Raw genomic sequence first — 12,723 nt, 5'->3', positions numbered from 1 at the left:
GCTGATCACCTGTAGCCGCTGGCGCAGCCTGCGATCGGCTGCGATCGGCTGCGCAGCAGTCGTTTGGGCTTGAAACTGTTGAAGGTCCTTCGGCCCTTATCGCAGCCTCGTGCCTCGACAGCGGCTACAGAAGCCGCTGATCACCTGTAGCCGCTGGCGCAGCCTGCGATCGGCTGCGCAGCAGTCGTTTGGGGCTTGAAACTGTTGAGGGTCCTGCGGCCTTTATCGCAGGTTCAGCCTTGCGGTATTAACTGCTGCCGACACTCCAGCACCAGCCGTGCTCCTCCCAGCTCGCTGGTGCCCACTTCCAGTTTGAAACCGTGCAAGTTGATGATCGCCGCGACAATCGACAAGCCCAATCCAAACCCGCCATGCTGGTTGCTCTCATCCACCCGATAGAAGCGCTGGAACACGCAATTGCGCTCTGCCTCCGGAATTCCGGGGCCTGAGTCCAGGACTTCAATTCGCGTGCTGCCAGTATCGTTGACTGCCCGTAGAATCACCGAACCTTTCGGTGGCGTGAATTTGATCGAGTTGCTCAGCAGATTCGCCAGGGCTTCGAACAACAAGGCGCGATCACCGGTAATCCACGGCAGCGACTCCGGGGTTTGCAGCAGTAACTGCATCTCGCCTTCTTCTGCCAGGGGCAAGTAGAAGTCGTGAAGTTCGCGCAGCAAGGGCAGGGGGTCGAGTAGCCGGAAGCCGGAGCGCCGTTGATGGTCTTCCAGTTCGGAAATGCGCAGCAAACCACGAAAGCGCGCCATCAGGGTGTCGGTTTCGCTGATCACTTCATCCAGTTGCAGGGCGTGGGGCGAGCCTTCGTCGGCCTGTTGTTTGATCCGGTACAACTGCGCCCGCAAGCGAGTCAGTGGGGTGCGCAGATCGTGGGCGATGTTGTCGCACACGCCCTTGACCTCGTTCATCAGTTTCTCAATGCGATCGAGCATGGCATTGACGATGGCCGCCAGCATGTCCAATTCGTCACGTCGATTGGACAAGGGCAGGCGGTGGGTCAGGTCGCCAGCGACGATGGCCTCGGCGCTGGACTGGATCTCGCGAATCCGTCGCAGGGGGCGCCGACGTAACAGATGCCAGCCGGCGACGCCGGGGATGATGGTCAGGGATATCGCCCATAACAGGGCCTGCAGGATGATTCGGGTGACGCCAAACAGTGAGCCGTTTTCCCGTACCAGGATCAGCCAGTGGCCATCCCGGGTCTGGGTGGCGACAGCATCACAACTGTTCGGGGGCAATTTCGGATCATCGGAGTCGAAGCATTTGGTCAGGGCGTGGATCTGGCCATCGAGGGGCAGGTCCGGCGGAATGATGCGTACCGGGCCGCTCAGCGGGCGATAGTGCGCATCGAACAGGCCATAGGCGTCGACGCCTTTCATGTCGAACGCCAGGCTGGTGCTCAAGGCCTCCTCCAACTGCTCGCCTTCAAATCGCTGGAACAGGTGCTGGCGTTGCATCAGCGAATGACGCGAGAGGGTGCTCAGGTAACCCGATACCTCATAGTACAGAACGCCCATGAGGATGCAGCTCCAAGCCACGAACAGCGTGCTGTACAGCGCCAGCAAGCGGCTGCTGGAGGAGCGCCAGCCCTTAGAGGGGTTCAGCAATGACATAGCCCGAACCTCGTACCGTGCGGATCAGCGGCGTGAGGCCCGGTGGATCGATTTTTTTGCGCAGGCGACCGATGTGCACGTCGATCAGGTTGGTGCCCGGGTCGAAGTGATACCCCCAGACCTCCTCGAAGATCATCATCCGTGACAGGATCTGCCCGGTGTTGCGCATCAGAAATTCCAGCAGTTTGTATTCGGTGGGCAGCAGGTTCAGGGGCTGGTCGGCGCGACTGGCTTCGCGGCTGATCAGGTTCAGCTCCAGATCGGCTACCCGCAGCGCGGTTTCAAACTCCTTGACCGTGCTTTTGCGCCGCAGCAGCACCTCGACCCGAGCGGCCATTTCGTCGGAGGCGAAGGGCTTGGTCAAGTAGTCATCGCCGCCGGCCCGCAGGCCGCGTACCCGCTCATCGACATCGGACAGGGCGCTGATCATCAGGATCGGTGTCGATACACCGATGGTGCGCAGGGTGGTGACGATGGCCAGGCCATCCAGTTCGGGGAGCATGCGATCGAGGGTGATCAGGTCGTAATCGCCACTGACCGCACGGGCCAATCCTTCACGGCCGTTGTCCACCCAATCTACGTCAAGTCCATGACTACTCAGTTCAGCGACGATCTCACGAGCTGTTACGGCGTCGTCTTCGATGGTCAAAATGCGGGTCATAGGATCACCTGGTGAGCAATTCACACTGAAGTGAGGGCATTTTGCCAAGAAATGATAGCCAGCTTCCTAAAAAAATATTCATGTAGGTGCACCCCATCGCAGCCTCGTACCTCGGCAGCGGCTTGTGGGTCAGTCGTCAAACCCCACCTGCTCATGAATCTCATCCACCTTCAACTCCAACCGATACGCCACGGCGATAAACAACGCTTGGCACAGGCACAGGGTTGCACTCAACGAGCGGAACGCAAACGACGACCCCTCATTCACCAGCAACACCGCATTCGCCCGCTTGGCCAGAGGCGACAGGTTACTGTCGGTGATGATCAGGGTTTTCGCCTGGTGATGCTGGGCGATGCGCAGGCAATGCTGGGTTTCCTTGCCGTAGGGCGTGAAGCTGATGGCGATCACCAGATCGTTGGCCCGCACGCTGCGCATCTGTTCGCGGTAGCTGCCGCCCAGGCCAGACACCAGATGGATGCGCTTGTTGGTGTGTTGCAGGTTATAGACCAGGTAATCGGCCACGGCGAAGGAGCGGCGCACACCGACCACGTAGATATTGTCGGCATTGACCACCAGGTCCACGGCCTTTTCGAAGGCGACGTCATCGAGCTCAAACCCCAGGCGTTCAATGCCCGACAGGGTGGCATTCACGCATTCGCGGGCCAAGTCGCCGCCGCTGGCTTTCTGTGATTTGTTGGCGATCATGCTGCGGATGCGCTGCTGGTAGTTTTGTACCGGCGTGGTCTTGTGGGTATAGGCCTCACGAAACAGTGCCTGCATTTCACTGAAACCACTGAAACCGAAGCGCTGGGAAAAACGCACGATGGCCGAAGGATGTACCTCACATTCCCGGGCGATGTCGCTGATGCGGTCGACCATGATCCGGTCGCTCTGCTGGCTCATATAGCTGGCGATGCGCTTGAGCTGGCGGGGCAGGCTTTCGTATTCGTCGGTGATCAGTTGCAACAGGCGCTCGGCATTGATCGCAGGGCTAGGCAGAGCATTTTCCGGGACGGTCTCGGAGCTGGCCTGCTGATCGGTGCGGGACATAGGAAATCCTTCTGGCTTGTTCTTATAGGGCAGTTCGACCTGCCCCGGACAATAGGTCGGTGTGTGCAAGTCTACAGGGTAGGCGTAAAAAAATACCGTGGCTTCCTGGCCTGGGCCCGTGGCTGAAACGATGCACTGGGGGCTAGATCGATTCTATGTCATGGTATTGGAAAAAATATTCCACTAAAAATATTTATAGAATAAATATTGATTGAGCGCGTTGGACGTTTTAGTCTGCATCCACCAAGAGCGGCTGCCGCCATCCATGATGGCAGACGCAGGCTGATAAAAATAACAGGAGCCAGCATGGGCCAGACTCGTTTTGCCAATGGGCGTCAATTGGATCTGATTTGCCTCGGGCGCCTGGGCGTCGATCTCTATGCACAGCAGGTAGGTGCGCGGTTGGAGGACGTTTCAAGCTTCGCCAAGTACCTGGGCGGTTCCTCTGCCAACATCGCCTTCGGCACCGCGCGGCTGGGGCTCAAGTCGGCGATGTTGAGCCGGGTGGGGGACGACCACATGGGCCGTTTCCTGGTGGAGTCCCTGGCTCGCGAAGGCTGTGATGTCAGTGCTATCAAGGTTGACCCGGAGCGGCTGACCGCCATGGTCTTGCTGGGCCTCAAGGACCGTGAAACCTTCCCGCTGGTGTTCTACCGTGAAAACTGCGCCGACATGGCCTTGCAGGCGGCGGACATCAGCGAAGACTTCATTGCCTCCAGCAAAGCCCTGCTGATCACTGGCACCCATTTCTCCACCGACGGCGTGTACCAGGCCAGCATCCAGGCCCTGGACTACGCCGAAAAGCACAGCGTCAAGCGCGTGCTGGACATCGACTACCGCCCGGTTCTCTGGGGCTTGGCTGGCAAGGCCGACGGTGAAACCCGTTTTGTCGCTGACCAGAATGTCAGTCAGCATGTGCAGAAAATCCTTGCGCGTTTTGACCTGATCGTCGGCACCGAAGAGGAGTTCCTCATCGCCGGCGGCAGTGAGGACTTGCTCACCGCCTTGCGCACGGTGCGGCGCCTGACGGCGGCGACCCTGGTGGTCAAGCTTGGCCCCCAAGGTTGCACGGTGATCCACGGCGACATCCCGGCACAGCTCGAAGACGCTGCGATCTATCCCGGGGTGCAGGTGGAGGTGCTCAACGTATTGGGGGCCGGCGATGCCTTCATGTCGGGTTTTCTCGGTGGTTGGCTGGAGGACGCCAGCGACGAGCGTTGCTGTCAATTAGCCAATGCCTGCGGCGGCCTGGTGGTGTCTCGCCACGCTTGTGCGCCGGCCATGCCGACCCGTGCCGAACTGGATTACCTGTTTAACAGCCCGGTGCCCATCACCCGGCCGGACCAGGACCCGGTGCTGCAGCGCCTGCATCAGGTCAGCGTGCCGCGCAAAGTCTGGAAGCAGTTGTTTGTGTTTGCCTTCGACCATCGCTGGCAACTGGTGGAGCTGGCGCAGAAAGGCGGCCAGGACCCGGCGCGTATCAGCGCCATCAAGCAGCTGTTTATCAAGGCTGTGGAGCGGGTTGAAAACAAGCTGCGTGCGCAGGGCGTTGAAGCCGATGTTGGCCTTCTGGCCGACCAGCGCTTCGGCCAGGAGGCCCTGAATGCCGCCACCGGTCGCGGCTGGTGGATCGCCCGCCCGGTGGAAGTCCAGGGCTCGCGCCCATTGGCCTTCGAACATGGGCGCTCCATTGGCAGCAACCTGATTGCCTGGCCTCAGGAACAGATCATCAAGTGCCTGGTGCAATTTCACCCCGACGACGAGCCGTTGCTGCGCCTGGAACAGGAAGCGCAGCTCAAGGGCCTGTATCAGGCGTCGCAAATCAGCGGTCATGAGTTGTTGCTGGAAGTCATTCCACCCAAAGATCACCCGTCCACCTATCCCGATGTGCTTTATCGCAGCCTCAAGCGCTTGTACAACCTGGGCATCTACCCGGCGTGGTGGAAGATCGAAGCGCAGTCGGCCGAGGATTGGAAAAAGCTCGACGAGCTGATCCAGGAACGCGATCCCTACTGCCGGGGCGTGGTGTTGCTGGGGTTGAATGCTTCTGCCGAGTGCCTGGCGGAAGGCTTCCAGCAAGCCAGCCAAAGCCAGACCTGCCGCGGGTTTGCCGTGGGTCGCACGATCTTCCAGGAGCCCAGCCGGGCGTGGATGGCGGGGGAGATTGATGATGAAGGGTTGATTCAGCAGGTGCAAGGTACCTTCGAGCAACTGATTAATGCTTGGCGCAGCTCCCGAAGCTGACTGGCTTCCCCCTCGCTCCTGCAGGGAGAGAAAATGCGTCCTCAGGCTAATGTGAAAACAATAAAAGGTGCAGCCATGCCCGCTATCCGTATTGGCATCAACCCGATTTCCTGGAGCAATGACGACCTGCCGGCCTTGGGCGGTGAAACGCCCCTGAGCACCGCCCTGAGCGAAGGCAAGGACATCGGCTACGAAGGCTTTGAGCTCAACGGCAAATTCCCCAAGGACGCCAAGGGCGTGGGCGATGTATTGCGTCCCTATGACCTGGCGCTGGTCTCTGGCTGGTATTCCAGCCGCCTGGCCCGGCGCTCGGTGGCCGAGGAAATCGACGCCATTGGCAGCCATGTCGAGCTGCTGCGGCAGAACGGTGCGACGGTGCTGGTGTACGGCGAAGTCGCCGATTCGATCCAGGGCTCACCCATTCGCCTGATCGAACGTCCGCGCTTTCATAGCGAACAGGCCTGGCAGGACTACGCCGACAAGCTCACCGAGCTGGCGCGCTTTACCCTGTCCCAGGGCGTGCGCCTGGCCTACCACCATCATATGGGCGCTTATGTCGAGTCCCCGCAAGACATCGACAAACTGATGAGCCTCACCGGTCCGGAAGTCGGCCTGTTGTTCGATTCAGGACACTGCTACATGGGTGGCGGCGAACCCATCGAGGTGCTGCGAAAGCACATCGACCGCATCTGTCACGTGCACTTCAAGGACGTGCGCAAGTCGGTGGTGCAATTGGCCCGTAACACTATGTGGAGCTTCCCCGACTGCATCATCAACGGCACCTTTACCGTGCCCGGTGATGGAGATATTGATTTCGCCGCGTTGCTGGATGTGCTGTTGGCCGCTGATTACCACGGCTGGCTGGTGGTGGAAGCCGAGCAGGATCCGGCGGTAGCACCCAGTTATATCTATGCGAAGAAGGGCTACGACACCTTGCGTGCTCTTCTTGACGAGAGGACGGGACAATGAGCTTGTTGGTAAAGAGCAACAAACGCGGGCAAACCATGGTGGCCTTGGAAGAAGGGCGCCTGGAGTACGTGGGCTTCGCCGCCTACCGCTTGAGCCTGGGCGAAACACTGCCCGTCACCGCCGGTGACCAGGAACTGTGCCTGGTACTGCTCAGTGGTCGAGTGAATATCGAAGGCGAAGGCTTCAACTGGCAGAACCTTGGTGATCGCCAGTCGGTCTTCGAAGACAAATCGCCCTTTGCCGCCTACCTGCCGCCGGGCACCGACGCTCAGGTCACCGCCTTGAGCGACGTGCAAATTGCCGTCTGCGCAGCTCCCGGCTCTACCGCCGCAGGCCTTGCGCCACGGCTGATCCGCCCTGAACAGTGCAAACGCAGCGTGCGCGGCAAGGGCGCCAATACCCGCTACGTATGCGACATTCTGCCCGACAGCGAACCCGCCCATTCGCTGTTGGTGGTTGAGGTGCGCACGCCGTCCGGTCATTCGTCCAGCTACCCACCCCACAAGCACGACACCGACGACCTACCGCACCAGAGCTTTCTTGAGGAAACCTATTACCACCAGGTCAACCCGCCCCAGGGCTTTGTGTTCCAGCGGGTGTACACCGACGATCGCAGCATCGACCAGGCCATGGCTGTGGAAAACAGCGACCTCGTCGTGGTGCCCAAGGGCTATCACCCGGTCAGCGTGCCCTACGGCTACGAGTCGTACTACCTGAACGTGATGGCCGGCCCCACGCGCGCCTGGCACTTCCATAACGACCCGCAGCACAGCTGGCTGCTGGACCTTTAACGACTTCCACGGAGAACACGCCCCATGAGCAACGCCCAGGTGATCGGCCACTACATCAACGGCCAAGTGCAGGACAGCGGTAGCGAACGTTTCAGTAATGTGTTCAACCCGGCCACCGGTGAGGTGCAGGCGCGGGTTGGCCTGGCCAGCCAGAAGACTGTCGATGAAGCCGTGGCGTGTGCCGTGAAGGCGTTTCCTGCGTGGTCCGAGCAATCGTCCCTGCGGCGCTCCCGGGTGCTGTTCAAGTTCAAGGAATTGCTGGACCAGCACCACGACGAGTTGGCTGAAATCATCAGCCGCGAACACGGCAAGGTCTTCTCCGATGCCAAGGGCGAAGTCACCCGCGGCATCGAGATTGTCGAATATGCCTGTGGCGCACCTAACCTGCTGAAAACCGATTTCAGCGACAGCATCGGAGGCGGTATCGACAACTGGAACCTGCGCCAACCCCTGGGCGTGTGCGCCGGGATCACCCCCTTCAACTTCCCAGTGATGGTGCCGCTGTGGATGATCCCCTTGGCCCTGGCCACCGGTAACTGCTTCATCCTCAAGCCGTCCGAGCGTGACCCGTCCGCCAGTTTGCTGATGGCCCGCCTGTTGACCCAGGCTGGGCTGCCCGATGGCGTGTTCAACGTGGTCCAGGGCGACAAGAGCGCCGTGGACGGCCTGTTGCAGCACCCGGATGTCGAGGCAATTTCCTTTGTCGGCTCCACGCCGATTGCCGAATACATTCACCAGCAGGCGACCCAGCGTGGCAAGCGCGTGCAGGCGTTGGGCGGGGCCAAGAACCATATGATCGTGATGCCCGATGCCGATCTGGATCAGGCGGCTGACGCCTTGATCGGTGCGGCGTACGGTTCGGCTGGTGAACGTTGCATGGCGATCTCGATTGCCGTTGTGGTGGGCGATGTCGGCGACAGGCTGATCGACAAATTGCTGCCGCGCATCGACCAACTCAAGGTCGGTAATGGCATGCACAAAGATAGCGAAATGGGTCCGCTGGTGACGGCAGAACACAAGGCTAAGGTCGAAGGCTTTATCGACCAAGGCGTGGCCCAGGGCGCGAAACTGATTGTCGACGGGCGCGGCTTCACGGTACCGGGAGCCGAGGGTGGGTTCTTCGTCGGTGCCACGTTGTTCGATAACGTCACGACCGAGATGAGTATCTACCAGCAAGAAATTTTCGGTCCGGTGCTGGGCATCGTGCGGGTGGCGGATTTCGCCAGCGCCGTGGCCCTGATCAACGCCCATGAGTTTGGCAACGGCGTGTCGTGCTTCACCAGCGACGGCGGTATCGCACGCGCTTTTGCCCGCACCATCAAGGTCGGCATGGTCGGCATCAACGTGCCGATTCCGGTACCGATGGCCTGGCATTCGTTTGGTGGCTGGAAGCGCTCGTTGTTTGGCGACCACCATGCCTATGGCGAAGAAGGTATCCGTTTCTACAGCCGCTACAAAAGCATCATGCAGCGTTGGCCCGACAGTATTGCCAAGGGTCCTGAATTCAGCATGCCGACGGCCAAGTAACTTTTACGCGTGTGGAGCACAACAATAATGAAGTCGCCTCTACGTTTTGCCCTGAATCGCATGGTCGCCCCTGGTCTTTCCCTGCCGGACTTTATCGCGTTGGCGGTGACCCTCAAATGTGACGCCATCGAGATCCGCAACGACCTCAAGGGCATCGAGATCGAAGACGGTACACCGGCCAGTCGCGTGCGCGAATTGTGCACGGCACACGCTATCAACGTGTTGTCGATCAATGCCCTGTATCCCTTTGATGTGTGGAATGACGAGCGCCGCGCCCAGGCTGTGACGCTGGCAACTTATGCCCGTGAATGCGGCGCCCGGGGACTGGTGATGTGCCCGTTGAACGATCGAGCCGATTCACGCAATGAAGCCCGGCGCGCTGCCGGGTTGCGCACGGCGTTGAGCGAGCTGGCGCCGATTCTGCGGGATCACGGGATTCTCGGTTTCATCGAACCCCTGGGCTTCGAAGAGTGCTCCCTGCGTCGCAAGCGCGTGGCGGTGGACGCGATCAAAGCCATTGGCGGCCTGGATGTGTTCCGCCTGGTGCATGACACCTTCCACCATCACTTGGCGGGTGAACACGAGTTCTTCCCTGAGCTGACCGGCCTGGTGCATATCTCTGGCGTGGAAGACGCCGACGCACCGCTGGCAACCATTCGTGACGGCCATCGGGTGCTGGTGGGCGAGGGCGATATCCTCGGCAATGCCGCGCAGATCGATACCTTGCTCAGCACTGGCTACGGCGGCTACCTGTCGTTTGAGCCATTTGCTGAAAGCGTGCATGGCCTGGCGGATATCCAGCAGGCGCTGGGGGCGAGCATGGCCCATTTGCAAAAAAGATAAGGGGGCGACACATGACCACAACCCGATTGACCATGGCCCAGGCCCTGGTGAAGTTCCTCGATAATCAGTACATCGAAGTCGATGGTGTGCAGAGCAAGTTTGTCGCCGGGGTCTTCACGATTTTCGGCCACGGCAATGTGCTGGGCCTGGGCCAGGCCCTGGAGCAAGACAGCGGTGACCTGGTGGTGCATCAGGGCCGTAACGAGCAGGGCATGGCTCATGCCGCCATCGGTTTTGCAAAGCAGCATTTGCGCCGCAAGATCTACGCCTGCACCGCGTCGGTGGGGCCAGGCGCGGCCAATATGCTGACGGCTGCCGCCACTGCGACCGCCAACCGCATTCCGCTGTTGTTGTTGCCTGGCGATGTCTACGCCAGCCGCCAGCCTGACCCGGTGCTGCAACAGATTGAGCAGTTCCACGACCTGAGCATCAGCACCAACGACGCTTTCCGTGCGGTCAGCAAATACTGGGACCGTATCAATCGCCCCGAGCAGTTGATGAGCGCCGCGATCCATGCCATGCGCGTGCTCACCGACCCCGCCGAAACCGGCGCCGTGACCCTGGCCTTGCCGCAGGATGTACAAGGTGAGGCCTGGGACTATCCTGACTATTTCCTGCAAAAACGAGTGCACCGTATCGACCGGCGTCCGGCCACCGAAGCGATGCTCAGTGACGCGGTAGCGGCGTTCAAGGGCAAGCGCAGACCACTGATTATCTGCGGCGGTGGGGTCAAGTATTCCGGTGCCAATGCGGCGCTGCAAGCTTTTGCCGAGCGTTTTGATATTCCGTTCGCCGAAACCCAGGCCGGCAAGAGCGCGGTGGTTTCCAGCCACACGCTGAACCTGGGCGGTATCGGCGAAACCGGTTGCCTGGCGGCAAACCTGCTGGCCCCGCAGGCAGACCTGATCATTGGCATCGGTACGCGCTACACCGACTTCACCACTTCATCGAAGTCATTGTTCAAACATCCCGACGTGCAGTTTCTCAACCTCAATATCAGCCCGTGCGATGCGCTGAAACTCGATGGCGTGCAGTTGCTGGCGGATGCCAAGGTGGGATTGGAAGCCTTGGCCGATGCGCTTGGAGACTACCGCTCCAGTTGGGGTGATCAGCCACGGGACGCCAAGGCGCAGTTGGACGCTGAGGTTGATCGTATCTATCAGGTGGAATACCAGGGTGAGAGCTTCGTCCCGGAAATCAACGACCACATGGACCCGGCCACCCTGCGCGAATTCATCGAGTTGACCGGTTCCTGCCTGACTCAAAGCCGCGTGTTGGGCGTGCTCAATGCAACCCTGGCCGACGATGCGATCATTGTCGCCGCCGCGGGCAGCCTGCCGGGCGATTTGCAGCGCAGTTGGCGCAGCAAGGGCGTCAACACCTACCACGTCGAGTACGGTTATTCGTGCATGGGGTATGAGGTCAACGCTGCACTGGGGGTAAAGCTGGCTGAGCCTGCGCGAGAGGTTTACGCCTTGGTGGGCGACGGCTCCTACATGATGCTGCACTCGGAGTTGGCAACCTCGATTCAGGAGCGCCGCAAGATCAATGTGGTGTTGCTGGACAACATGGCCTTCGGTTGTATCAACAACCTGCAGATGGGCAATGGGATGGACAGTTTCGGCACCGAATTTCGCTTTCGCAACCCGCAGAGTGGCAAGCTCGACGGTGGCTTGGTGCCGGTTGATTTCGCCATGAGCGCGGCGGCCTATGGCTGCAAGACCTACAAGGTCACCACGGTGGAACAACTGCAAGCCGCCTTGGCCGATGCCCGCAAGCAAACGGTGTCGACGCTGATCGATATCAAGGTGTTGCCCAAGACCATGATTCACGGCTACCTGTCGTGGTGGCGGGTCGGTGTGGCTCAGGTGTCCACCAGCGAGCGGACGAATGCGGCGGCCAAACAACTCAATGAGCGCCTGGCCAAGGCTCGGCAGTACTAATAACAAGAGGGGTGTTTACATGTCTTTGAAGCTTGGAGTTATCGGTACTGGCGCTATCGGCCAGGACCATATCCGTCGTTGCAGCCAGACTTTGCTTAATAGCCAGGTCGTCGCGGTCACTGACATCAACCTTGGGCAGGCCGCCAAGGTTGTCGCCGATTTGAACATCAGCGCCGAGGTCTATCCTGACGGCCATGGGCTGATCAACTCGTCGCAAGTGGAGGCTATCCTGGTCACCTCCTGGGGCCCAAGCCACGAAGAGTTCGTGCTGGCCGCTATTGCCGCCGGCAAACCGGTGTTCTGTGAAAAGCCCCTGGCGGTGACTGCCGAAGGCTGTCGCAAGATCGTCGAGGCCGAAGTGGCCCACGGCAAGCGCTTGGTGCAGGTGGGTTTCATGCGCCCCTATGACCAGGGTTATCGCGCCTTGAAAGCGGTGATCGACAGCGGCCAGATCGGCGAGCCGTTGATGCTGCACTGTGCTCACCGTAACCCGACCGTGGGCGAGAACTACAAGACCGACATGGCAATCACCGACACCCTGATCCACGAGCTGGATGTGTTGCGCTGGTTACTGGCCGATGACTATGTCTCAGTGCAAGTGGTGTTCCCACGCAAGTCGAGCAAGGCCCTGAGCCACCTGCGGGACCCGCAGGTTGTGCTGCTGGAAACCGCCAAGGGCACGCGCATCGATGTGGAAGTGTTTGTGAATTGCCAATACGGCTATGACATCCAGTGCGAAGTGGTAGGGGAGACCGGCATCGCTAAGTTGCCGGAGCCGTCCCAGGTGCAGATGCGCAGCGGCGCCAAGCTGTCGAATGCGATCCTGATGGACTGGAAGGATCGTTTTATCGCGGCCTATGACGTCGAATTGCAGGCGTTCATTGACGGCGTACGCGCCGGGCAGGTGGGCGGGCCGTCGGCATGGGATGGCTTTGCCGCGGCGGTGGCGGCGGACGCGTGTATTGAAGCGCAGAACAGCGGGGCGATTGTGACGATCGGCCTGCCGGATCGCCCACGCTTCTACGGCTAAGTGATCGTTCTCACGCAGCGCGTGGAAACGATCAATC

11 protein-coding genes are annotated in these 12,723 nt (G+C 60.2%); 7 read left to right on the top strand and 4 right to left on the bottom strand.

Annotation, left to right across the window (positions count from 1 at the left end; translation table 11 throughout):
* Positions 1 to 233 precede the first annotated feature (233 nt).
* The 4 genes from GIR22_RS15840 to GIR22_RS15825 form a co-directional block, all read right to left on the bottom strand.
* Positions 234 to 1,628 (bottom strand): sensor histidine kinase, encoded by a 1,395-nt coding sequence (locus GIR22_RS15840; RefSeq protein WP_154744244.1) that lies wholly within the window; start codon positions 1,626 to 1,628, stop codon positions 234 to 236.
* On the bottom strand, positions 1,606 to 2,289 hold the full coding sequence (locus GIR22_RS15835) for a response regulator transcription factor (RefSeq protein ID WP_154744243.1): 684 nt from the start codon (positions 2,287 to 2,289) through the stop codon (positions 1,606 to 1,608). Before GIR22_RS15835 ends, GIR22_RS15840 begins: the two co-directional genes overlap by 23 nt.
* Positions 2,290 to 2,418: 129 nt before the next feature.
* Positions 2,419 to 3,339 (bottom strand): MurR/RpiR family transcriptional regulator, encoded by a 921-nt coding sequence (locus tag GIR22_RS15830; RefSeq protein ID WP_154744242.1) that lies wholly within the window; start codon positions 3,337 to 3,339, stop codon positions 2,419 to 2,421.
* 158 nt (positions 3,340 to 3,497) lie between these two features.
* Complete coding sequence (locus tag GIR22_RS15825) at positions 3,498 to 3,647, bottom strand: hypothetical protein (RefSeq protein WP_154744241.1); 150 nt, start codon at positions 3,645 to 3,647, stop codon at positions 3,498 to 3,500.
* Between GIR22_RS15825 and GIR22_RS15820 the strand changes: the two genes are divergently transcribed.
* The 7 genes from GIR22_RS15820 (at position 3,646) to iolG (ending at position 12,686) form a co-directional block, all read left to right on the top strand.
* Positions 3,646 to 5,583 (top strand): bifunctional 5-dehydro-2-deoxygluconokinase/5-dehydro-2-deoxyphosphogluconate aldolase, encoded by a 1,938-nt coding sequence (locus GIR22_RS15820; protein ID WP_154744240.1) that lies wholly within the window; start codon positions 3,646 to 3,648, stop codon positions 5,581 to 5,583. The genes GIR22_RS15825 and GIR22_RS15820 overlap by 2 nt on opposite strands.
* Before the next feature lie 75 nt (positions 5,584 to 5,658).
* A complete protein-coding gene (gene iolE / locus GIR22_RS15815) occupies positions 5,659 to 6,552 on the top strand; it encodes a myo-inosose-2 dehydratase (RefSeq protein ID WP_154744239.1) in 894 nt (297 codons plus the stop codon).
* Positions 6,549 to 7,343, top strand: a complete 795-nt coding sequence (gene iolB / locus GIR22_RS15810; protein WP_154744238.1) for a 5-deoxy-glucuronate isomerase — start codon at positions 6,549 to 6,551, stop codon at positions 7,341 to 7,343. Before iolE ends, iolB begins: the two co-directional genes overlap by 4 nt.
* 24 nt (positions 7,344 to 7,367) lie before the next feature.
* Positions 7,368 to 8,870, top strand: a complete 1,503-nt coding sequence (locus GIR22_RS15805; protein ID WP_154744237.1) for a CoA-acylating methylmalonate-semialdehyde dehydrogenase — start codon at positions 7,368 to 7,370, stop codon at positions 8,868 to 8,870.
* Positions 8,871 to 8,897: 27 nt separating this feature from the next.
* A complete protein-coding gene (locus GIR22_RS15800) occupies positions 8,898 to 9,713 on the top strand; it encodes a TIM barrel protein (RefSeq protein ID WP_154744236.1) in 816 nt (271 codons plus the stop codon).
* An 11-nt stretch (positions 9,714 to 9,724) separates the two neighbouring features.
* Positions 9,725 to 11,656, top strand: a complete 1,932-nt coding sequence (gene iolD, locus GIR22_RS15795; protein ID WP_154744235.1) for a 3D-(3,5/4)-trihydroxycyclohexane-1,2-dione acylhydrolase (decyclizing) — start codon at positions 9,725 to 9,727, stop codon at positions 11,654 to 11,656.
* A 19-nt stretch (positions 11,657 to 11,675) separates the two neighbouring features.
* Positions 11,676 to 12,686 (top strand): bifunctional inositol 2-dehydrogenase/D-chiro-inositol 1-dehydrogenase, encoded by a 1,011-nt coding sequence (gene iolG, locus GIR22_RS15790; RefSeq protein WP_154744234.1) that lies wholly within the window; start codon positions 11,676 to 11,678, stop codon positions 12,684 to 12,686.
* Positions 12,687 to 12,723 lie beyond the last annotated feature (37 nt).

The organism is Pseudomonas karstica (assembly GCF_009707515.1).
Taxonomy (GTDB): Bacteria; Pseudomonadota; Gammaproteobacteria; order Pseudomonadales; family Pseudomonadaceae; genus Aquipseudomonas; species Aquipseudomonas karstica.
The sequence above is the reverse complement of the archived record's forward strand: the minus strand, read 5'-3'. Positions and strand labels throughout refer to the sequence as shown.

What these genes read in the sequence shown, in the direction of transcription:
- GIR22_RS15840 (WP_154744244.1), bottom strand. Translation starts at nt 1,628, where the DNA reads ATGTCATTGCTGAACCCCTCTAAGGGCTGGCGCTCCTCCAGCAGCCGC.
- GIR22_RS15835 (WP_154744243.1), bottom strand. Translation starts at nt 2,289, where the DNA reads ATGACCCGCATTTTGACCATCGAAGACGACGCCGTAACAGCTCGTGAG.
- GIR22_RS15830 (WP_154744242.1), bottom strand. Translation starts at nt 3,339, where the DNA reads ATGTCCCGCACCGATCAGCAGGCCAGCTCCGAGACCGTCCCGGAAAAT.
- GIR22_RS15820 (WP_154744240.1), top strand. Translation starts at nt 3,646, where the DNA reads ATGGGCCAGACTCGTTTTGCCAATGGGCGTCAATTGGATCTGATTTGC.
- GIR22_RS15825 (WP_154744241.1), bottom strand. Translation starts at nt 3,647, where the DNA reads ATGCTGGCTCCTGTTATTTTTATCAGCCTGCGTCTGCCATCATGGATG.
- iolE (WP_154744239.1), top strand. Translation starts at nt 5,659, where the DNA reads ATGCCCGCTATCCGTATTGGCATCAACCCGATTTCCTGGAGCAATGAC.
- iolB (WP_154744238.1), top strand. Translation starts at nt 6,549, where the DNA reads ATGAGCTTGTTGGTAAAGAGCAACAAACGCGGGCAAACCATGGTGGCC.
- GIR22_RS15805 (WP_154744237.1), top strand. Translation starts at nt 7,368, where the DNA reads ATGAGCAACGCCCAGGTGATCGGCCACTACATCAACGGCCAAGTGCAG.
- GIR22_RS15800 (WP_154744236.1), top strand. Translation starts at nt 8,898, where the DNA reads ATGAAGTCGCCTCTACGTTTTGCCCTGAATCGCATGGTCGCCCCTGGT.
- iolD (WP_154744235.1), top strand. Translation starts at nt 9,725, where the DNA reads ATGACCACAACCCGATTGACCATGGCCCAGGCCCTGGTGAAGTTCCTC.
- iolG (WP_154744234.1), top strand. Translation starts at nt 11,676, where the DNA reads ATGTCTTTGAAGCTTGGAGTTATCGGTACTGGCGCTATCGGCCAGGAC.